The sequence below is a fragment of the Microcoleus sp. Pol8_D6 genome, from assembly GCF_036700965.1.
GTDB lineage: Bacteria > Cyanobacteriota > Cyanobacteriia > Cyanobacteriales > Microcoleaceae > Microcoleus.
The window spans coordinates 27,583-47,960 of record NZ_JAUBPW010000058.1 but is presented as its reverse complement, the minus strand read 5'-3'; the positions used below and the strand labels follow the sequence as shown (position 1 = coordinate 47,960).

The window sequence follows — 20,378 nt, the reverse complement described above, 5'->3', positions numbered from 1 at the left end:
TTTGCACTTTACCCTCGCTCTCGCGAGCGCATAACCCAGGCTACGTCAAGTGCCATCGATATATTCAGCAAGCCCTATTTAATTTTTGTGGAACAGGCATCTTGCCTGTTGCTGACATTGGTGCAGTTTTTTACCCCAAGCGGATTCATGCTCAAAATAATATTTTAAATTATTTGAACCTTTTTCGCGATCGTCCTGTCTAAACACTTCAGATAACGAACTGGTGGGGGAGACTTCACAGGTGTTAGCTGTGTCAGCCAATGTTTTCATCGATAACTGTTCCGACTCGGACTTAGTTGCTGAATGTTTAAAGGGCGATCGCACCTGCTTTCGCCACCTTTACCAACGCTACCAACACAAAGTCAGGTCAACCCTTTACCAACTCTGCGGGCCCTCGCTACTTGACGACTTAACGCAAGAAGTATTCCTGCGAGTGTGGAAAGGATTGCCAAAACTCAAGCACCAAGACAACTTTTCTACTTGGCTTTATCGAATCACTTGGAATGTGGCTTCTGACCAAAGACAAGCAGTTGCTAAGCAGCATTCTTTTGATTCCAAACTCAAAAATCAAGAACAAATGGATCGGATTGTTGTCACAGATCGTACCTCTGACTTGATGCAGTTGCACTATCAAGATTTAGTGCAGCGAGGATTGGAGAAATTGAGCTTTGAACACCGCAGCGTTTTGGTGCTGCACGACTTAGAAGACATCCCGCAAAAAGAAGTAGCTCAAATTTTGGGACTGCCGGCGGGAACCGTCAAATCTCGCGTGTTTTATGCCCGAAATGCTGTGCGGCAATTTTTGCAAAAAGAAGGTGTCAGCGAGCTATGAATAATCCAAGCAGCGACCAAGAGTTAGTTAATTTCTTGAAGCAACATCGCCCAAATTTTCCTGAAGCTGCACCAGATTTAGAGCGAAAACTCCTAGCAGCAATCGAAAGTAATCAGGCGAGTATTTTCCATGAAAATCACCGCAAAAAAACGCGATTAATTGCGTCAGCCAAGTCTGATAACAGGTTAAAAATATTCTCTGTTTCTAAGTGGGCTTTGTCATCTGCGCTTGCTGCTAGCCTGCTAGTTTTTTGGTCTGGCTACCGTCCGTTTAATACTGCACAATTGCCAGATGAGGAAACAGCTAAGTTAGAAGCATTTTTAGTTACTAACTGGGAGGGTGTTCTCCATGATTCTACCCAAGAAAGTATGACCGATCGCTCGCAAACAGACTGGTTGAATGTCAGCCCTAGTGCTGACAGCCAACCGCCAACAAGTAAGTAATATCAAAGAGGTAATTTTCATGTCAATTCATCGTATTTCTGCCCTAGCAGTTTTAATGCTGACTCTCGGTAGTACAGCTGCAGCAATAGCAGTTCCTCATCCCCTCGAACCGGAAACATTTGCACAAAATCAGCGACCAAATCGACCTGCTGGCAAGGAAGGTGGGATGTTCGAGAAACTGAATTTAAGCGCTGACCAAAAGCAGCAAATGCAAGCAGTTCGCGATCGCTACAAAGACCAAGTTTCCCAGCGGATGCAAGCAATCCGCCAAGCGAGACAAGAATTGGAAACGATGATGTCCGGGACGGCAAATGCCAGCGAAATGCGCGAAAAACACCGTCAAATAATCGGATTGAGGCAGCAGTTGGAAGAGGTGCAATTTGAAAGTACACTCGCAATGCGAGAAGTGCTCACAGCCGAACAGCGCAGCCAATTAGCTCAAATGATGCAGCAGCGCCGACAAAATGCTAAAAATCGGATGCAAAACGGTCAAAAACCGCAGTAATAGTTCCATTTTGTTCACGGCTTATTAGAACCCCGACTTCTTTAAGAAGTCGGGGTTCTGGGTGTTATACTTAATATTTGTTGTTAAATATCAATTACTGAATGAATTTAAAAAACCATTCGAGTTACATTTATTTACACGGATTTGCATCAAGTCCCGATTCCCTTAAGGCAAAATATTTCCGTGATCGCTTTTCGTCCCTAGGAATTGACCTAAAAACTCCCGATCTCAATCAAAACAATTTTTCCTGTCTCACCCTCACCCGCCAGTTGCAGCAAATAGAAACAGAATTTCTGCAAACCCCATCCTCCCCATCGGCCGACAAGGTAAAACAATTAGGGGGAGTTACAATAATTGGGTCGAGTTTTGGGGGACTGACCGCGGCTTGGTTAACCCAGCGACAATTGTCAGTAAAGCAAATAGTTTTGTTAGCGCCAGCTTTTGACTTTATCTCCCACTGGCTGCCACTGTTGGGACAGCAACAGTTAGAAAAGTGGCAGTCTGAGAAATATTTGCCCGTTTACCACTACGGCGAACAGCGTTATCTGCCACTGAATTATCAGTTTGTGGCAGATATGGCTCAATACCCTGAAGAAAAATTAATTCGCTCAGTCCCTACGTTAATTCTTCACGGCAAACATGATACAATAATACCGATTCAAGCTAGCAGAAATTTTGCCGCTAACCGTCCCTGGGTGCAATTAATCGAATTAGAAGACGATCATTCTTTGGGAAATGTCCTAGCGGAAATTTGGGAAGCGATTCAAAAGTTTTGCCAATTCAAAAATTAAAATTTTACCAACTTGCAAGTCTCAACAATCAAATGACTGAACAAGATCGATCGACTCGCACCTTAGCCGTGGATATTGGCGGAAGCGGCATCAAAGTTATGGTTTTGGACAATGAAGGCGATCCCCAAACGGAACGCAGCCGTTTAGAAACGCCTCAACCACCGAAACCCGAACCCGTACTAGAGGCGATCGCCTCTTTAGCCAGCGGACAAGGAGAATTTGACCGAGTATCCGTCGGTTTTCCTGGAGTCGTGCGTCTAGGCGTCATAAAAACCGCAGTGAATTTAGATCCGTCTTGGATAGATTTTGACTTACAAACTACTCTCAAAGATCGCTTGGGAAAACCTGTGCGAGTGGCTAACGATGCAGATATTCAAGGATTGGGAGCAATTGCTGGGACGGGGGTAGAATTAGTAATTACCGTTGGCACCGGTTTTGGTTCTGCCTTATTTGTCGATGGGATCTTGGTGCCAAATCTAGAGTTAGGACATCACCCGTTTCGCAAAGGGGAAACTTACGAACAGCAATTAGGGCGATCGGCATTAGATACAGTCGGTTCCAAAAGATGGAATCGCCGTCTGGAAAAAGCGCTCACCTATCTGCAATATCTCTTTAACTGCGATCGCATTTACATCGGCGGCGGCAATACTAAAAAGATTGTTTTTGAGTTACCGCCGCAGGTTAAAATAGTACCAAATGTGAGCGGTTTATTGGGTGGCATTGCTTTGTGGCGGGATTGAATAAACTTTGTGGCCAAAATTCCCATCAATATCAAAGAAACCGGATTTTTTGCTCGGATTAAAGGCAATAATCCAGTCTTTCGGTAAAAAACCCGGTTTCGGAATCCACGACGGTTGATTTGTTTTTTGGCTTGTGCGACCGCCGTTTAAACAATTATTCGCCCATCGGATCGCGGTAGCGTTTGGGTTCGTCCTTGCGAAACAGATTCGCCAAACCGAGGATGCCCAACAAACCCAAAGCACCCCAATGATTGTTGTCTTCCTTGCTTTCTTGAAAGGGAGTTCTGTCTAGAACAACTCCATTAGAATCAGTATTGTTCTGGGCAGGAGCTGACTCCGTTTGAGCTGAGGCAGGCATAGCTGAAGGGAGAACAGCCAAACTCAAAGCTATGAGGGTAGCGGCGGCATTTTTAGATATATCGGAAGGCTTGACTTTCATACTTGGTTTCCACATATTAGCAGTTACTTTCTAAGAATAATCAATTGGCCACAGCCGACGCATCAATCGATCGACAGAAACTAAATGCCGCATCTCCTCTTGCTTTCGAGATAGAACAAGCTCTATGCTAAGTTCAGATGCTTCTAAGCAGATTATCTAAAATAAAAAGTCGTAAACTATACCATGCTTCCCTTTATCCGAAAAGATTTAGCCGAACTTACCGCATACACTCCCCATCCGGGCGGCACATCAGGAGAACCAGCGCACTCCGAAAGTGCGATCGATCGCCTCGATACCAACGAATGCCCCTACGACTTGCCCGAGGAATTAAAAAAAAAGCTAGCTTGGACTTACCAGCAGTTAATTGAGACCAATCGGTATCCCGACGGAGGCCACGCAGCGCTCAAAGAGGATCTCGCCCAATACGTCAATGAATCAATCACAATCCCCCCGCTAGAGGGGGTTACACTGCCAAAAACCGCCATTACAGCCGATAATATTTCTGTGGGTAACGGTTCCGACGAACTAATTAGATCCCTCTTAATAGCTACTTGTTTAAGCGGTCAAGGCTCTATTTTGGTAGCGAATCCTACATTTTCGATGTATGGAATAATGGCCCAAACCCTCGGCATTCCCGTTGTGAGTGTTCAGCGGAAAGAGGAGAATTTTGAAATCGATATCGAGGCGGCTAAAAGGGCGATCCTCTCCGTTGGCGTAGCCCCCGTAGGGGCGGGCTGCGCTAACGACCAAAATCAAAATCCCCCCGTGCGCGCCGTCTTTGTCGTTCATCCCAATTCCCCTACAGCCAATGCTTTGACAACCGATGAAATAGAATGGTTGTCAACTTTACCCGAAGAGATATTAGTAGTAATTGACGAAGCCTATTTTGAATTCAGCCAAAATACTTTAGCAGACCAATTGCACCAGCATCCGAATTGGATTATTTTACGCACATTTTCCAAAGCATTTCGACTGGCCTCAATGAGAGTCGGATATGCGATCGCCCATCCCGAACTCATAGCCACCTTAGAAAAAATCCGTCTCCCCTACAACCTTCCCAGTTTCTCGCAAACAGCAGCCGAGTTAGCCGTAGCGCAGCGGCAGTTATTGCTAGCAACCATTCCCCAAACTCTATCAGAAAGAGCCAAATTAATTGCAGCGCTAACTCAGCATCAAAAATTGCAAGTTTGGCCGAGTGCGGCTAACTTCGTTTACCTGCGGGTGAAAGCTGGCGATGGCGAATCTGCTGAACAGGAACACAAACAAATCATGCAGCAGCTAAAAGATCGAGGTACTTTAATTCGGCACACTGGAGGAGGTTTGCGAATTACGGTGGGCAGTCCCGAGGAAAATCAGCGAACAGTCGATCGAATAGGAGAAATTTTTGACAACTCATAATATTCGGTATCCAGTTTCTGCTTAACACAAAAATAACTTTGGAGAAGATGTATATGCTTCAAGGAAAGGTTTTACGGGTTGCTCGTCCAACGGATTGCCTCGATCGAGTTGTTCATTTTTACACAGAGGGTTTAGGGCTGCAAATCCTCGATCGTTTTGAAAACCATGAAGGTTTTGACGGAGTAATGGTTGGAATGCCAGGAGAAAGCCACCACTTTGAATTCATCCATCAACGGGGACATATTGTAGGTGGCGCTCCAACTCAAGACAATCTTATCGTCTTTTACCTTCCTAACCAACAAGAATGGCAGCAGGCTGTTGAGCGAATGAAAGCAAGTGGATTTGAGCCTGTAAACTCCTACAATCCCTACTGGGACAAAGATGGAGTTACCTTTGAAGACCCAGATGGCTATCGAGTCGTTTTGCAGAATGCCGAGTGGAGCTTGTAGCAGCGCGATCGCAGCATAACTCTCTTTTGTCACTCTGGGAAATTAAAAATGAGAACCAAATTTTCAACTGTAGATAGCTCAAGGATTTGAGCATTTATTTTCTAACAGAATGGCTGAAATCAAGGTTTTTGGTAAAAGTCTTATGATATAACCATCCCAGATTATTTTCTGCCGACACTGACAAAAGAGGGATAAGGTATCTACACCAATTTATAACTGATCATTTCCTTGCCGTGCCGCCCGAATAGTCTGGGGAAATACGCCTACTAAAAGTGCCAAAGCTTCATCGGGAATTTGTGCCACCGTTTCCGAATCCAAATATTGTTCAAACTGAGTTAAAACCATTTGTGCGCGTTCCAAAGCTGTCGGCTTTGCCGTTAACTGTTCCATTAACCGCACCCACTGCCGCCGAATTCCAAAAGCTTTCTGTATTTCTTCGGGAGATTGAGGGCAAACCAAACAAAAATCGCCCACGGGAATTACCTGCTGAGAGTCAACCTCAAAAGCGCCGCCAACGGCAGCCCCAGGCCCGGCAAACTCCGCGTGGAAACGTTTAATCAAAATTAGACCGTTCCGGCGACGGCTATCTATCATCAACAGCTTGCCGCTGTTGATTTCTGCGAGAATATCAGAGGAGTGGGGGTGTTCTGTCAAATCTGTGCCAAGGTTTCGATGTCGCAAGTCCGGGCCAGCAGAAAGGCCGGCGCGGACAATATAATTAGAGGTAAGATTAGAGCTGGATGAAGTATCGATTTTTTTCTCATCCCGCTGCCGATCGAGATTATTCATTTAAAGTTATAAATTAATACTGTCACAAGGTGGTAGTTTGAGCGCGATCGAATATCAAATGCAGGTAGAACAAGCAGTAGACACCCTCAAAGCGGAGCTCCCGACGCTGTTTGAGAAAGACATCTCCTACCACATCTACACAAAAGATGTTTATTTTCAAGACCCTGTTAACAAATTTAAAGGAAAAATCAACTATCGCATTATCTTTTGGACTCTGCGATTTCACGGCCAGCTATTCTTTAACGAGATTTACTTCGACCTGCACGACGTAGGTCAGACAGCCCATGATAATACTATTGTGGCAAATTGGACTGTTCGCGGGACACTGCGGGTTCCCTGGAAAGCTCGGATTTTTTTTAACGGCTACTCTACTTATAAATTGGATAAAGACGGCTTAATTTACGAACATATCGACACCTGGGACAGAGAACCCGGAGAGATTTTAAAGCAGTTTTTCCGCAAGGGGGAGGAGGCGACCCAAGTATAAGCCCAAAAGGTCGATCGCGCCCAGCCATCAGAGCCAGCAACCGCATTTAACTTATAATGGCTCAAATAATCATCATCCCTCCGATTCATTTTCTGCTATTTGTAAATTGCTAAAATTATCGTCGCCACAGATTTATTTTCTACTATTTGCACTCCTGAAAAACATCATGCCTGATATTGTCGAGACTGTCACCAATGCCGGTTCTTTCAAAACACTCGTAACTGTTATTGAAGTGGCTGGTTTGTTAGATTTATTGCAAAGTCCGGGCCCCTACACCCTCTTAGCACCCACTGACGAGGCATTTGCCAAAATTCCTACGAACACTATTACGTCTTGGTTGGAAGACATACCCAAGCTCAAGAAAATTCTGACTTATCACATTCTGTTTGGCGAGGTACTAACTGAGAATTTGCTTGAGTTAAGTTCGGCAGAAACAGTTGAAGGTTCGGTGGTAGGAATGGATAGTTCTGACGGCCTTAAAGTGAATGATGCTAAAGTTCTCACTTCCAATATTCTTGCTGACAATGGCGTCATCCATATCATTGATTCCGTGCTACTACCAGCAATGGTTGCAGCATAATCAAACTTGCGACATCTCTAAATTTAGTAGGGTGATTATGGCGCACCTTACATTTTAAACTAGAGAAATTACGCAAGTGTCACAATTAGTAAGGTACCTCAGAACCAAAACCATCGATCATCGGTTCATAACTCGGTCTAACGCACCCTACAAGTCGATTGGAGCGTGACACTTGCGTAATTGCTGAACTAATTATCCGAACCTAAAATCAATCCTGAGCGCGCCGGCAGCATCAATTCTAAAATGCGAGTTTCCCCGTCACCTTTCCAAACAAACTCGCCTTTCCCAAACAGCAATTTATCGTGAGGAGATTTCAACTTAGCTGGCTCAAAGCTAATATTAGCTGCTTCTGTCGCGACATTGACAGCAACAACTATTTCCTCATCCCCCAAAATTCTGGCAAAAACGTAAACCGTTCCCTCAGCAAACAGAATTTGGTACGAACCAGTGCGGAGGGCAGCGTATTTGTGCCGCAAAGCTATCAACTGCTTGTGGTAATCTAAAACATCAAGTTCCCAGTGACCTTGTAAGGGGAAACCGCGGCGAGAATCGGGATCTAGAGCACCGGGCAAACCAACTTCATCGCCGTAGTAAATGCTGGGAGCTCCAGGAAAAGTTAACAGTAGCAAAGTAGCGAGTTCGACGCTAGCTTTATCGCCTCCTGCAATTGTTAACAACCTCGCAGTATCGTGACTAGCCAACAAATTAAGTTGAGTTAGCTGTATCGGCCACGGGTACAGTTCCAAAACGTGCTGAATTTTGTCGCCGTACTCTTTAGCAAAAAGCGGCGGATAGGGATGATAAGCACGGCCTTCAATTTGAGTTAAATCTACCCTGTCCCCGGCTGCAAAAGCAATAGTCGGTGCAGCAAAAAGATAATTCATCACGCCGTCAAATTGAGTGCCGTCGAGCCATTCTCTCGCATCTTCCCAAACTTCGCCGACAATGTAAGCTTCGGGATTAACTGCTTTAACTCGGTCTCGAAATTCCTGCCAAAATCCCGGGTTTTTAATTTCAAAAGGAACGTCCAGCCGCCAGCCATCGACGCCGAATTTAATCCAATATTCGGCGATTTCCATGATGTATTCTCGCACTTCTGGATTGTCGTGATTGAATACAGGAAGGGCTCGATTCCCGTCCCAACCAGCATAATTAGCAGGAAAATTGCCGTCGTAGGCCGATAGCGGCCAGCCTTCAATTTTAAACCAATCTACCCAAGGAGAATGGGGGCCGTTTTCGAGGATATCATGAAAGAAGAAAAAGCCACGGCTGGCATGGTTAAATACGCCGTCGAGGACAACTTTGATGTTGCGATCGTGAGCGGCGTCTAGAAGCTCTTTAAAAGCCGGATTGCCACCCAACATCGGATCGACTTGATAGTAGTCGTGGGTGTGGTAGCGGTGATTGCTGGCCGACTGAAATATGGGGGTGAAATAAATTGCGTTAATGCCTAAGTCTTGCAAGTAGTCTAGCTGTTCCATCACGCCCCACAAGTCGCCGCCTTTGTAGCCTTGCAGGGTGGGGATTTCGTGCCATTCTTCCCACATGAAGTTTTGCAGCAGGCGTTTGCGAGGCTGTTTGCTTTTGGCGAAGCGATCGGGGAATATTTGGTAGAATACCGCGTGTTTAACCCAGTCTGGCGTTTGAATTTGCATACACTTTTTTTAGCTTTTAGGGGTTAGGCTACAGTAGCAGATGTTTGTTGCGGATCTAGCTTTTGGTAGAGAATAGACATTTTATCCCCTTTGGTCGATCGACAAATTGTAAAATATTACACAAATTTGCGGTCAATCTAAGATAGAAAACTGACTCTACCTAGAAGAAATTTATCGTCCCGACGGGGGGCGCTTCCTGAATGCTGTGGAGTCGGAGAAACTCAAATAACAGAAACGCCCGCAAAAAAAACCGGCTCAAACTCAAGCAGAACCAGAGCGCTAAGAAGGGCCCATACAGAGCGTCAGCGCCCGTGGTGGCGCGATCGACCTGCCTTGAAAAAGAACAACAGCGCCATGAGCCTCGATTGATAAATTGTGAAAACGGGGAATTTACCCAAAAGACTTATTATTAACAGCCCAAACCCCGAACCTTATTCTTTCCTTAAACTGCCTTTATTTATTGAAGGGTATTTTAAGTCACAACTCAAAACTTTTTTAAATATCCATTCTGGATAGATGGGTATTTTAACTCACAACTCAAAACTCCTAACTCCAATCCAGGACGTACTCTAACTCTGATAAACCGGGTTTTTTAACTCTTATTGAGAGTTTGAAGAAGTATTTGGATTAAACAACCTGGTTTCTGTGTAAACGACTCAACTCCTAACTCAAAACTCAAAACTTCCTTGCTCCCCCCCCTTGTCAAGAAGCCCTCACCATCCGACACTGTACTTGGAGAGTTAATCGACCCTAGGGAGAAAGTTCCTTGAAAAAAGTTTTAGCCATCATCCTCGGTGGCGGTGTAGGCACCCGCCTTTACCCCCTAACCAAACTGCGAGCCAAACCCGCAGTTCCCCTCGCAGGCAAATATCGCCTCATCGATATTCCTGTCAGCAACTGCATAAACTCGGAAATAGTCAAAATCTACGTCCTCACCCAATTCAACTCGGCATCCCTCAACCGTCACATCTCTCGCACCTACCAGTTTTCCGGCTTCACCGAGGGATTTGTTGAGGTGCTCGCCGCCCAGCAAACTCAGGAAAACCCCAACTGGTTTCAAGGGACAGCCGACGCGGTTCGCCAATATCTCTCGCTGCTAGAACAGTGGGACGTTGATGAATACTTGATTCTTTCGGGCGATCACCTCTATCGCATGGACTACCAGAAGTTTGTGCAGAGACACCGCGAAACCAACGCGGATATCACCCTCTCGGTTTTGCCAATGGACGAGAAGCGGGCGTCGGATTTTGGTTTGATGAAAATCGACGACACCGGCCGCATTGTTTCTTTCAGCGAAAAGCCAAAAGGCGATGCGCTCAAACAAATGCAGGTGGATACTACTACACTGGGATTGACAGCGCAGCAGGCTCAGGAAAGTCCTTACATTGCTTCGATGGGGATTTACGTCTTCAAAAGAGAAGTTCTGATTAAACTCCTGAAAGAATCTCCAAACCAAACTGATTTTGGTAAAGAGATAATTCCCAATTCTGCAAAAGACCACAACGTTCAAGCTTATTTGTTTGACGATTATTGGGAAGATATCGGAACCATTGAGGCTTTTTACGATGCTAACTTGGCTCTGACAAAACAGCCTCAGCCGCCTTTCAGTTTCTACGATGAAAAGGCGCCAATTTACACTCGCCCGCGTTTCTTGCCGCCGACTAAGCTTTTAAATACTCACGTGACTGAATCGATTATTGCTGAAGGCTGCATTCTCAAAGAGTGCCGGATCGACCATTCTGTGTTGGGAGTTCGATCGCGCATTGAAGCTGGATGTACGATTCAAGACACCCTGGTCCTGGGTGCTGACTTCTACGAACCCGACGCCGAACGGCATTCGAGTTTGGACAACGGCGGCGTCGCCCTTGGTATCGGTGCAGATACTACAATTCGCCGCGCGATTGTGGATAAAAATGCTCGCATCGGCCGCAATGTTCAAATAATTAATAAAGACCGAGTGGAAGAAGCCAACCGCGAAAACCAAGGTTTTTACATCCGCAGTGGCATTATCGTAGTTCTGAAAAATGCCACGATTCCTGATGGAACTATCATTTAGTTATTAGTCATTAGTCATTAGTCGTCAGTCATTAGTTTTTTAAGTTAAAATCTGTTACCTGCTTTTCAAGTGACTGATGATAAATAATGAAATTAGTGACAGATCACCAATGACCGATGACTGATGACTGATAACGAAATTCATTCTTTTTTTTGTTGATTATTAATTCCTACCGCTGATGCGAGTTTGTCGAAATACTTGGCTTTATTCAAAGGCTCGCGCATTATTAATAAGCGACAGTCTCTGTTACTGTCTGCCGCGATACAGATATGTCCGCTCGCCTGCGTCTGGCGAATAGCTTCTGATTCTTGTACTTGCGCTGGTAGCACGACTGACAAATGCGCTGCCCGTTTCTGAGTACCACAGCACTCTCGGAACTATCTTTCCAATCGTCGCAGCAGCCACAAGGCCAACTTAGCAAATAATTCATAATGTTAGCACCCTAGTAGCGTTAAAAGCTTATCGCTCTACTATCCTATCTTAATGTTTTATACAAGTGTGTGATTTAGCTAACAGACAGCGAAGAAATTATGTTATATTACTTTGACTTAAATGTATTCAGAGGTTGTAAAAATAAAATTCTCTAGCAGGGGTATGGGGTGAATAAAAAATATCTAGAAATTCTGTGTAAAAACGGCGCAATTTAGGGTATTATATAGTCACAATTCATAAACCAGATTTGACAGAACTTGCTGATGGAAACCTGCTAAGATTTATATGGGGTATCAAGCTCATATCGAGAAGTTCGTAGGCGTAAGCCGGGGCGTAGCCATCGCACCGTGCCCCGGAAAAAAAGACCAAAAAAAGTATTGATCGTCCGCGCCAGTCAACCCTCCTAGGCTCGCGCCCGCAACAGCAGCAGCTTTCCCCCCTCACCTCAACCGGGCTGCAGCCTCCCGAAAGCCCTAAGTCTCATAACTCCCCAAAAGTATTCGCTGCAGGAGTTTCACCGTCTCAAAGCTCACAGGTATAGCAACGCCCTGGAGGGTAAGGACGTTCTTAATTAATGAAAGCTATTGTTTGTGTTGTCCAATGCCAAAAGCATTTCTAGAGGCTGCTGCTTCAGCTCCCTTGGGCACGAGAGAGCCGAATGCTATAAAATCTTAAACAGCAGGGGAGTGCGGAAATTGCGATCGAACGCCAAGCAACAACCGAACTCGATCGAGTCCAAACCTTTGATAACCTATAATTTGAATGAGATGCCGCAGGCACTTCGGCTCCTGGCATTATACTAATGCGCCATCCTGCGGGTAATTTGGGATTTATTCTTTCTAACAACTAACAACTAACAAATAACAACTAATAAAGAGGGGATTGCTTAATGGCTGCAACAGATTTTAAAGACTATTACGCTATTTTGGGACTCAACAAAACTGCCAGTTCTGACGAAATTAAAAAAACTTTCCGCAAACTAGCCCGCAAATATCACCCGGACATGAACCCCGGCAACAAAGAAGCAGAAGCTCGTTTTAAAGAAGTAAACGAAGCTTATGAAGTGCTCTCAGACCCTGAAAAACGCAAAAAATACGATCAATACGGTCAATACTGGAAGCAAGCTGCCACAACTCCAGGCGGATGGCCCGGCGGGGGCAGTACGAATGTAGACTTTGGCGGGGTTGACTTCAGCGAGTACGGCAGTTTTGACGAATTTATCAATGCCTTGCTAGGTCGCGCAGGTAGTAGTCCGGGTAATGCTCGCAACGCCAAGTGGAATTACAGCAACTACCGCAGCACCAGCGGCGGGCCCACAGGTTTTGGCGGCTTTGAAGATTTCGCGGGGTACGAAAACCGCAGCGCAGTCAGCTCTCTCGACACCGAGGTGGTGGTTTCCCTGACTTTAGGGGAAGCATTTCGGGGCACTTCTAAGCGAGTCGCCACGGGCGAAGTTTCGATTCCAGCAGGAGTGAAAACCGGCAGTAAAATTCGGGTAAAAGGTAAAGGTCAAGTTGACCCGTACACGAAGCAACAGGGAGATTTGTACCTAAAATTAGAAGTGTTGCCTCACGCTTTCTTCCAGTTTGAGGGAGAGAATTTGGTCTGCGAAGTGCCAATAACTCCCGACGAAGCGGTGTTGGGATCTTCAATTGAAGTGCCGGCGCCTGAAGGTATGATCACTGTGAAATTTCCAGCCGGGATTCGTTCGGGTCAGTCTTTGCGGTTGCGGGGCAAAGGATGGCCGAAACCGAAGAAAGACGAGCGGACTGATTTGTTAGTAAAAATTGCGATCGTGCCACCGAAAGAAATTAGCAGTGTAGAACGCGAATGCTATGAAAAACTCAAAGCAAATCGCACTTTTAATCCTCGCAGTAATCTCAATCAGATGGTGCTTTGAAAAAGCGTGCATTTCTCGGACGGAAATAAGATTCTTTCTTCACTATTTCATCGGGACACAGCATTGTTGTGTCCCTAGTGTATGCAGGCGCGATCTCATTTGAAAAAAACCCTGTTAATAAGTCAACTTTTCTTCGCCCATAATTTGCACTTTCCCACCTTCTCAAGACTCTTCGCTAGCTCTTAACTGAGTAGGTTGGCTACCTTGTTTGAGGTTGATGGTAATTTTTTTAGCTCCTTTGTTCTCCAGGTCTCGGATGTAGCTGGTCGATCTGTCAGAAGCTTCCTCTCTGCTGTCATAGGGCCCAAAGTAATAGGTACGCTTTGGCGAATCTGTATCAACTTCTACCCACCATTCGTCGCGTCGAGTGCTGCTAGCAGGTTGAGCTAGTAGCCAAAAAGCCGTGAAAAACATACCCAACATAGAGATTTCAAACATATTTACCTCTGAGAATACTTAAGTAGTTTTTACTCTTCTCAATTTATCAACGCAAGGGGAGCGATCGGATCGTCCTCAGTGCTGATTTGACGCAGGTAGTTTTTGAGAGTATCTGCTGTCTAAAATCAGCATTTTGGTGGAGAAGAATTTTAGGCTGGGTGGCTGTAAGTCACTGGTAGACATACAAAGTCCGCAAGCTAAGGACTAGAAGAAGAGTGTGTTTATATTATTGTTGAGGTTTGAGTTAACTCAAAACTCAACATCCTTAAATCGCTACAGTTTCTGAGACTTCTTCTTCGCAAATGGTCAGATGCGAAGGCTGACACCGTTTGATGCGGATACTAACCCTTTTAGCTCCCTCGCTTTCCAAGTCTTCGATGTAGCCTGGAGTATTGCTGGAAGCTTCTTTGTCGGTATCGAAGGGGCCAAAATAGTAGGTACAGTGGGGCAAATCGGTGACAATTTCTACCCACCATTTCTCAGACCGGCGGTGGCCCGGCCCGGCAAACACGGACAAGACTGCGACGTAGATACAAAATAAATAAAATCCGAGCATCTTTATTCTTGAGAGTGGTTTAATTTATTATTTGAATCTATCAAAATAATTTGCCCAATCGAATCAACCTCAGTGCTGATTTTGCGTCGCTCGACTTTAGATGCGAGATTTTAGATCTTAGATTTTTCTTCCCATCTAAAACCTAAAGCAAAACCCGCCGGTGCGGGTTGTTTGCTAACTGAAAATGCTCTTTTTCCAAACTAGATGGCTGGGCAAACCTCAGCCTGCTGAGGTTTAGCGCTTGCCTTTGGGAAACTGTTCGATACCAGCCCAACCGTAGAAAACCAGCTCGTCGTTCTGAACTCGGCAGCGGTCTACTCGCAGTTGAGTGCCTTCTAAGGCAAATTTGTCTAAGTCTAGCAAGTTATTTACGTGGGCAATTATAGCTTGACCCAAGTCTACTGCTTGCTCGTCACCGCCGTAAGTAACGCTGACAAATTGGATTTTACGTCGGTCTTCTACTTGCAATTGAGCTGTAATATCTATTTTGACCGGTTCGCTGGCATCGCCTACGGTAATTTCGGACTGAAGCCGAATTGATTTGTCGGTTCCGAAGCTGACTTCAGTGTTTTGAAAGTGCAGAGATTGCTCTTGGTACTTCAGCTTCTGGAGTTTTTCAACTACAAAAGGTGTATTGAATGAGGTGGTTAAATCCGATCGACTTAAGACTACTCGCATATTTGCCTGGGTAGGCTGCCGCAATTTCACTTGACCTGCAAAAATCGCTCCAAAATCAATGGAGAGTGCTTGCAGGTAGAGTTCCATCACTTCTATGCGAAGGCCGTTGTACATCAACATACCTTTGCCAACGAAGTCAAAACCGTCGATGCTTCCCTGCAAGAGTTTGGCTACTGGTTCGACTCGGATGTTGGCCTCGGCCTTTTCAGAACGCTTGAATAAGGCTGCGATCGCAGCTCCTGCTACTTTACTAACAAGGCGATCGCCACTTTGACCTTGAAAGGATGTACCGCTAAACAAAGCTGCTACCATTTATTCGTTTGCTCATCTACAGTCGCCATTATAACCTCATATTAAGAAATGTAAAAATAGCTTGTGCTTATTCACCTCATAAGCAGATATTGTTTTTTGTATGTCTTCAAAACAACATTGTTGAAATTTAAAGGCTCAGGGGGGTGCCTTGGAGACAGGCGCGATCAAGCAACGCTCCATCCCAAAGGGTTTGTTCGATCATGGCGCAAAGCAAATTAGCCCCCGTCAGGTTAGCGCCGCGCAGTACGGCTCCATTTAGGATCGCTTCTTCCAAGTCAGCTCCCGACAAATCAGCGCCTGACAAATTGGCATTGCTCAAATCGGCGGAGTGCAAAATTGCCCGAGCCAAAGCAGCGCCCCGCAAATCAGCGCCGCGAAAATCGACACCGCTCAAATCCAAATTGCCGATGGATGCTCCCGTCAAAAAAGCACCCCCAAAACTTGCGTCGCGGACTAAAGCGTTAGCGAAGGAAGCTCCCCGCAAATCGGCATTGCGAAAATCTGCGCCTCGCAAGTCCGCCCCGCTCAAGTCAGCGCCACGGAGGTTGGCTCGCAATACGGCCCGCTGCAAGTTAGCGCCGGCGAGATTAGCTCCACTCAAGTTGGCTTGAGACAAGTTAGCATCGGCGAGATCGGCTCCCGCTAAGTCTTTGCCGGCTAAATCAGTGCCGGCCAACATCAAAATTTTGCCTTTACGTATGGCTTCGAGGTCATTAGTCATTAGTCAGTTGTCAGTTATTGGTTGTCAGTTGTTGGTCAACAGTCAACAGTCAACAGTCAACAGTCAACAGTTAACAGTCAACAGTCAACAGTCCAGTTATTTTATAATGCCGGAGCGGTCGCGGTCGTTCGATCGCCCAAATCCTCCAACCACACGTTAGGCAGTTGGCTGGGGCGGTTCGGTAACTGCATCAAACCCATTTCTGCCAGCCTGACGACGTTGCTGAGAGTTTCCACCAAAGCCGGATCGAAGCGAGTGCCCGACAGTTCGCGGCACTGTTCCAAAGCTTCGCTCAAACTCAAAGCCGCACGATCGCCACGCGGTTGAGTCAATTCTTGAAAATCAGCGACCAAGCCCAAAATCCGCGAAGCAACGGGTATGGTTTCGGCTCGCAAACCCTCTGGCCTGCCGCTGCCATCCCAATATTCGAGTTGATGCTTGACAATTTCCGCCACAGGTGCTAGTTCCGGCATTGCTTGCAGCAGTTGGGAACCAATGAAACTGCGATCGCGCCAAAAAGAGAAAGTTGCTGGGTCGAAAGCATCAGGAGTGCGATCGAACACCTCATTCGGGGCCGAAATTAAGCCGACTCGAAATAGCAATCCAGCCAGCCGCAGCCTCCGCAACTGCAAAGCCGGCAAATCCAGTAGTTGACCCAAAGTTTCCGACAAAGCCGCCACCTGCAAAGACGCTGTAGGATTGGAGGTATCGCGTTCGTCCACCCGCTGGGCCATCCGCAGAAAAGCTTGAAGTTTGTTAGCGTTCAAATTGCGGCTGACGCGCAAAGCTTGACCTTCCAATTCCCACAATTCGCGGGTTTGGCGGTTAATTGCCACCATTTGCTGCTGAGAACTTTGCAGGTAAGTGACTATCCGCGATACCACGCCACTAATATCTGCCAAGGGCGGACCTTTGGTTGCCAGGATTTCGTGGTACATTTCCAGCAAACTGTCGGCTAGCGGGGAGTTGTAATGTCGCGTCTGTTCTATAAAAATTTCTGCCGAGGCCGACACCAAAGACTGGTCAAACGACCACAAACCGTAGAACTTTCGTTCTGTATCGACTTCTGGCTTGCCCTCGGGCAAGTATTCCTCGGCTGAAAGTTCGCGGCAAAGCACCATTGCTTTGTATGTGGGGGCGACGATGATTAAATTCCATTCTTGGATTAGGGGGTCGCTCTCATCGAGATTTATTAAAGATACATTTTCTAATTGACCCGTTTTGTGGGTAGCGAAACCGCTGTCGGCTACTGCACCGATGACAACGCACCGAGAGGCATTAGCAATATCTAGGTAGCGATCGGCTTCCTGTAAATACCATTTTCCCTGCTGAAACGTTACCAAAACTAAGGGTTGGAGTTCGCTCTTGTCCCCGCCACTGGTTTGCAAAATGTGGTCTTCTAGGGCGTGACATAGGGCTACTAGGGTGTTTTTGAAGTATACCCCGTAGCTAGAAGGCAGTTTTCCGTCGGGAAGTGTAGCTTGTAGTCTAGCGAGAGTTGATTCTGAATTCATTGCAAAAAGCGGTGCCGGCTCTTACTTATTGTAGCGGGCGATCGAACTTCTAGAAAAGACTTTGGGCAAAAGTCCGAGTTTTTGAGTTTTCACCGCTTCGCAACCGAGTCAATGTAGAGTGCGCCGAAGAGTACCTGATTAATTTTAGTAATTTTCTGGAAACCCTCTGTCTTTGGCTGAGTTTTTTTCAGACGATAAACCTGCCGGGAGGAAGACGGTAAACGACTTAAGTATTAACTACTATTTCTTACAACAATATTATTAGGAATTCTGAGCGTGCTTCAACAAAATAGAAGTTTAGGGGAACAGGCGATCGACAAAGTGGCAGAGATTGCTATTGCGAGCAAATTAGACGAATCCGAAACTTTGTCTGTCACAGTTAACACCGATCCTGGCCAGCTAGCCCAAGGAGAAGTAGAGGCCGTTGCCGTTGAGGGCAAAGGATTGGTAATGCAACAAGATTTGCGCGTGGAAGAATTGCAAATTCACGTCAAGGATATTGCAGTCAATCCTCTTACCGCTATGTTTGGCAAAATTGAACTGAACGGGCCTGCCTTCGGTGGGGCGCGCGCAGTTTTAACAGAAAGCGATATCAACCGCGCTTTTAATTCCGAATACATCAGCAGGAAACTGAAAAACTTAAAAGTTAATGTTGACGGACAACAGCAGACAATAGACGTTAAAACTATTGAGTGCAAATTGCTAGCTGGAAAAATCGCTTTAAATGCTGAGGTATTGGTGCGGGAAACGGCCTCCACGGAAAAGATTTATTTCACAGCCAAACCTGAGATCGCAGCGGGCGGTTGGGCAATTTCTCTTCAGGATGTCGAGTATCCCGAAAACAAGGAATTTTCGCCGGAGTTAACTGAAGCTTTGGCTGACAAAGCTGGTGAAGTTTTAAACTTGCGAAATTTTGAACTTGAGGGAATGTCCCTGCGAATTCAGCAGCTAAATGTGGAAGCTGGTTTGCTGACCTTGCAAGCTGAAGCGAAAGTCGAAAAATTCCCTAATTAGGATCTTGTAGGGTGTGTCACAAACAAAAAAGCTCTTCAATTCCAGCAACTATTGGAACGGGCGCACCCTACCATTATGCTTTGCTTTGGAAAAATCTCCGCAGTTTATTCAATCCCTCTAAAGTTATAAAAAAGTCGATAGCAACTCGCAGCAAAATATCACCGCCGTTAGAGGCAGCCCTGGAGAGTTTACTTTTACTCTTAACAACTAGTAGTTGAAAAATGGAAACTTTTTGTGAACACTGTAACTGCTTTTTTGAAAAAACTGCGTAACGGTCAATTTTTGACTCAATTTTTGACTGTATTTATGGCAGGTGTGCTGCTGTTTACCAGCACCGCTTGCAATGCGGGCGATGTTCGAGGTGCTCGGCCTGATAATCCTCCCGTTCAAGCTGGAGGAATGAATAACCCTCACAAGGCGGGTGGGGATGGATACACGAATTATAAAACATCCACTGATCCTCAAGTAAATCAGTCGCCTGCTCAAGCAGAAAAGAATCGGGCTGATTTGTCGATGGTGGGCGATCGTCTCCTGGCCTCGACTACCGCTGAATCTAATTCCTCAAAGCTGCTTTATCCGGGCTCTGCACCCCTGGAAACTGACAAGTTCGACCTCGAACTCGGCGGAGATAAAACTCTGTTAGACGGGCCAGACGGACAGCCGGCTAAGGCTCAACCCGTATTCGATCGCAGCGATCCCGATGCCAATATTTTAGAGAAAGTAGGCGCCGCCTTTAAGGATGCTTCTGGTTTCCTGAAAGATAGCGCTGAAGATGCCAAGGAAAGTTCGGTTACGAAACTCAATCCGCTGCAAAAATAAGCAAGCAGAACCACAAATGATGTAGGGGCTGTCTGAAATTAGCCCCTACATAAATCATATAATTTATCGAAATTAGATAAACGCTTGTAGAGCTGATATTTGCTAAAAAAAATTACTCTTTTTCTTCTTTTTTAATATGATGAAAAGCAATATATTTGACATTTTTTATGATTGAGGCTGCGATTACAGACAGTATTTTTGGTAAATTTTAATCATGTTGAATATATTTAAAACATATTGATCAACATGAACCATTTTACCATAAATTAAACTAACTGGGTTGTTTAATTTCGTGAGCGCCTCCAGCGACTAACTGTGCTAAAATCGACATTGGTTCGGAGTGAATTAGCTGAAGATGCCAAGGAAAGTTTTGTTAAAAAACTTAATTAAATTTTAAAATTATTTTACATATCTATAGCAATCCTAAATGAGTCGTAAAGGTTTGACCCCACCCCAACCCTCCCCTTATCAAGTGGAGGGAGTAAGAACTTCGCAAATGATTGAGGATTGCTATATTAAGGGTAATCAAATACGATTTTTAGGGGGTCATTTTTGCAATTTTTGCCTCCTATATCATTTTATAATTACCTGGGAGGATGACTCCAAAAAACGGTGAAAATATTCGCTTAGGTGGGTTAATTGGTGGTTCGTTGACAGGCACGGGCATTTGGGCAATGCACTTTTTAGGAATGCTGGCTTATCACCGGCCATTAGTGATCGCCTAGGATTTACCCATTGTGATTGTCTCTTGGCTTTGCCTAGTCATTGCATCTGGTATTGCTTTCTACAACTTCCATTGAGGTTTTGCACACAGGTTCTCATTGTTAATC

24 protein-coding genes are annotated in these 20,378 nt (G+C 45.5%); 15 read left to right on the top strand and 9 right to left on the bottom strand.

Features of this window, described 5'->3' with window-relative positions; genetic code table 11:
- The 6 genes from QUA10_RS21320 to QUA10_RS21295 form a co-directional block, all read left to right on the top strand.
- Positions 1-203, top strand: a 203-nt coding sequence (locus QUA10_RS21320; RefSeq protein WP_333084501.1) for a hypothetical protein, incomplete at its 5' end; no start/stop codon positions are given.
- 38 nt (positions 204-241) lie between these two features.
- Positions 242-832: a sigma-70 family RNA polymerase sigma factor gene (locus QUA10_RS21315; RefSeq protein ID WP_333084500.1), complete on the top strand. Its 591-nt coding sequence runs from the start codon at positions 242-244 to the stop codon at positions 830-832.
- Positions 829-1,275, top strand: a complete 447-nt coding sequence (locus tag QUA10_RS21310; RefSeq protein WP_333084499.1) for a hypothetical protein — start codon at positions 829-831, stop codon at positions 1,273-1,275. Before QUA10_RS21315 ends, QUA10_RS21310 begins: the two co-directional genes overlap by 4 nt.
- A complete protein-coding gene (locus QUA10_RS21305; RefSeq protein WP_333084497.1) occupies positions 1,232-1,780 on the top strand; it encodes a Spy/CpxP family protein refolding chaperone in 549 nt (182 codons plus the stop codon). The genes QUA10_RS21310 and QUA10_RS21305 overlap by 44 nt, the downstream gene beginning before the upstream one ends.
- Before the next feature lie 101 nt (positions 1,781-1,881).
- Positions 1,882-2,571, top strand: a complete 690-nt coding sequence (locus QUA10_RS21300) for a YqiA/YcfP family alpha/beta fold hydrolase (protein WP_333084495.1) — start codon at positions 1,882-1,884, stop codon at positions 2,569-2,571.
- A 32-nt stretch (positions 2,572-2,603) separates the two neighbouring features.
- Complete coding sequence (locus tag QUA10_RS21295; RefSeq protein ID WP_333084494.1) at positions 2,604-3,311, top strand: ROK family protein; 708 nt, start codon at positions 2,604-2,606, stop codon at positions 3,309-3,311.
- 154 nt (positions 3,312-3,465) lie between these two features.
- Here QUA10_RS21295 and QUA10_RS21290 read toward each other — a convergent pair whose 3' ends face one another.
- Positions 3,466-3,750: a WGxxGxxG family protein gene (locus QUA10_RS21290; RefSeq protein WP_333084493.1), complete on the bottom strand. Its 285-nt coding sequence runs from the start codon at positions 3,748-3,750 to the stop codon at positions 3,466-3,468.
- 183 nt (positions 3,751-3,933) lie between these two features.
- Here QUA10_RS21290 and QUA10_RS21285 point away from each other — a divergent pair, with 183 nt between their 5' ends.
- Together QUA10_RS21285 and QUA10_RS21280 are read left to right on the top strand one after the other, a co-directional pair.
- On the top strand, positions 3,934-5,148 hold the full coding sequence (locus tag QUA10_RS21285; protein WP_333084491.1) for a histidinol-phosphate transaminase: 1,215 nt from the start codon (positions 3,934-3,936) through the stop codon (positions 5,146-5,148).
- Between the two features lie 53 nt (positions 5,149-5,201).
- Positions 5,202-5,597 carry a VOC family protein gene (locus QUA10_RS21280; protein ID WP_333084490.1) on the top strand — a complete coding sequence of 132 codons (396 nt, stop codon included), beginning with the start codon at positions 5,202-5,204 and terminating at the stop codon, positions 5,595-5,597.
- Positions 5,598-5,807: 210 nt separating this feature from the next.
- Here QUA10_RS21280 and QUA10_RS21275 read toward each other — a convergent pair whose 3' ends face one another.
- Positions 5,808-6,386 (bottom strand): hypothetical protein, encoded by a 579-nt coding sequence (locus tag QUA10_RS21275; RefSeq protein ID WP_333084488.1) that lies wholly within the window; start codon positions 6,384-6,386, stop codon positions 5,808-5,810.
- A 58-nt stretch (positions 6,387-6,444) separates the two neighbouring features.
- Between QUA10_RS21275 and QUA10_RS21270 the strand changes: the two genes are divergently transcribed.
- Together QUA10_RS21270 and QUA10_RS21265 are read left to right on the top strand one after the other, a co-directional pair.
- A complete protein-coding gene (locus QUA10_RS21270) occupies positions 6,445-6,873 on the top strand; it encodes a DUF2358 domain-containing protein (RefSeq protein ID WP_333084502.1) in 429 nt (142 codons plus the stop codon).
- A 166-nt stretch (positions 6,874-7,039) separates the two neighbouring features.
- Positions 7,040-7,453: a fasciclin domain-containing protein gene (locus tag QUA10_RS21265; RefSeq protein ID WP_333084487.1), complete on the top strand. Its 414-nt coding sequence runs from the start codon at positions 7,040-7,042 to the stop codon at positions 7,451-7,453.
- Positions 7,454-7,641: 188 nt separating this feature from the next.
- Here QUA10_RS21265 and QUA10_RS21260 read toward each other — a convergent pair whose 3' ends face one another.
- The gene (locus tag QUA10_RS21260) at positions 7,642-9,108 is read right to left on the bottom strand and encodes a glycoside hydrolase family 13 protein (RefSeq protein WP_333084486.1); all 1,467 of its coding nucleotides are present in this window, start codon (positions 9,106-9,108) and stop codon (positions 7,642-7,644) included.
- 766 nt (positions 9,109-9,874) lie between these two features.
- On the opposite strand from QUA10_RS21260, the gene QUA10_RS21255 reads away from it, so the two are divergent.
- A complete protein-coding gene (locus QUA10_RS21255; RefSeq protein ID WP_333084485.1) occupies positions 9,875-11,164 on the top strand; it encodes a glucose-1-phosphate adenylyltransferase in 1,290 nt (429 codons plus the stop codon).
- Between the two features lie 226 nt (positions 11,165-11,390).
- On the opposite strand, the gene QUA10_RS21250 is transcribed toward QUA10_RS21255, so the two are convergent.
- Complete coding sequence (locus QUA10_RS21250; protein ID WP_333084483.1) at positions 11,391-11,594, bottom strand: hypothetical protein; 204 nt, start codon at positions 11,592-11,594, stop codon at positions 11,391-11,393.
- 891 nt (positions 11,595-12,485) lie between these two features.
- Between QUA10_RS21250 and QUA10_RS21245 the strand changes: the two genes are divergently transcribed.
- Positions 12,486-13,496, top strand: coding sequence for a J domain-containing protein (locus QUA10_RS21245; protein WP_333084482.1), 1,011 nt, complete (start codon positions 12,486-12,488; stop codon positions 13,494-13,496).
- 162 nt (positions 13,497-13,658) lie between these two features.
- On the opposite strand, the gene QUA10_RS21240 is transcribed toward QUA10_RS21245, so the two are convergent.
- The 5 genes from QUA10_RS21240 to QUA10_RS21220 form a co-directional block, all read right to left on the bottom strand.
- Complete coding sequence (locus tag QUA10_RS21240; RefSeq protein WP_333084481.1) at positions 13,659-13,934, bottom strand: DUF1816 domain-containing protein; 276 nt, start codon at positions 13,932-13,934, stop codon at positions 13,659-13,661.
- Positions 13,935-14,199: 265 nt separating this feature from the next.
- Positions 14,200-14,490 carry a DUF1816 domain-containing protein gene (locus tag QUA10_RS21235; RefSeq protein ID WP_333084478.1) on the bottom strand — a complete coding sequence of 97 codons (291 nt, stop codon included), beginning with the start codon at positions 14,488-14,490 and terminating at the stop codon, positions 14,200-14,202.
- Between the two features lie 234 nt (positions 14,491-14,724).
- Entirely contained in the window at positions 14,725-15,480 is a 756-nt protein-coding gene (locus QUA10_RS21230) for a DUF2993 domain-containing protein (protein ID WP_333035730.1), read from the bottom strand.
- Between the two features lie 127 nt (positions 15,481-15,607).
- On the bottom strand, positions 15,608-16,201 hold the full coding sequence (locus tag QUA10_RS21225; protein WP_333084477.1) for a pentapeptide repeat-containing protein: 594 nt from the start codon (positions 16,199-16,201) through the stop codon (positions 15,608-15,610).
- 101 nt (positions 16,202-16,302) lie between these two features.
- Positions 16,303-17,715, bottom strand: a complete 1,413-nt coding sequence (locus QUA10_RS21220; protein WP_333084476.1) for an HD domain-containing phosphohydrolase — start codon at positions 17,713-17,715, stop codon at positions 16,303-16,305.
- A gap of 276 nt (positions 17,716-17,991) precedes the next feature.
- Between QUA10_RS21220 and QUA10_RS21215 the strand changes: the two genes are divergently transcribed.
- The 3 genes from QUA10_RS21215 to QUA10_RS21205 all read left to right on the top strand — a co-directional run bounded on the left by QUA10_RS21215 (position 17,992) and on the right by QUA10_RS21205 (position 20,273).
- The gene (locus QUA10_RS21215; RefSeq protein ID WP_333084475.1) at positions 17,992-18,729 is read left to right on the top strand and encodes a DUF2993 domain-containing protein; all 738 of its coding nucleotides are present in this window, start codon (positions 17,992-17,994) and stop codon (positions 18,727-18,729) included.
- A 234-nt stretch (positions 18,730-18,963) separates the two neighbouring features.
- Positions 18,964-19,548: a DUF6658 family protein gene (locus QUA10_RS21210; RefSeq protein WP_333084473.1), complete on the top strand. Its 585-nt coding sequence runs from the start codon at positions 18,964-18,966 to the stop codon at positions 19,546-19,548.
- A 596-nt stretch (positions 19,549-20,144) separates the two neighbouring features.
- Positions 20,145-20,273, top strand: a complete 129-nt coding sequence (locus tag QUA10_RS21205) for an MHYT domain-containing protein (RefSeq protein WP_333084471.1) — start codon at positions 20,145-20,147, stop codon at positions 20,271-20,273.
- Positions 20,274-20,378: the final 105 nt, after the last annotated feature.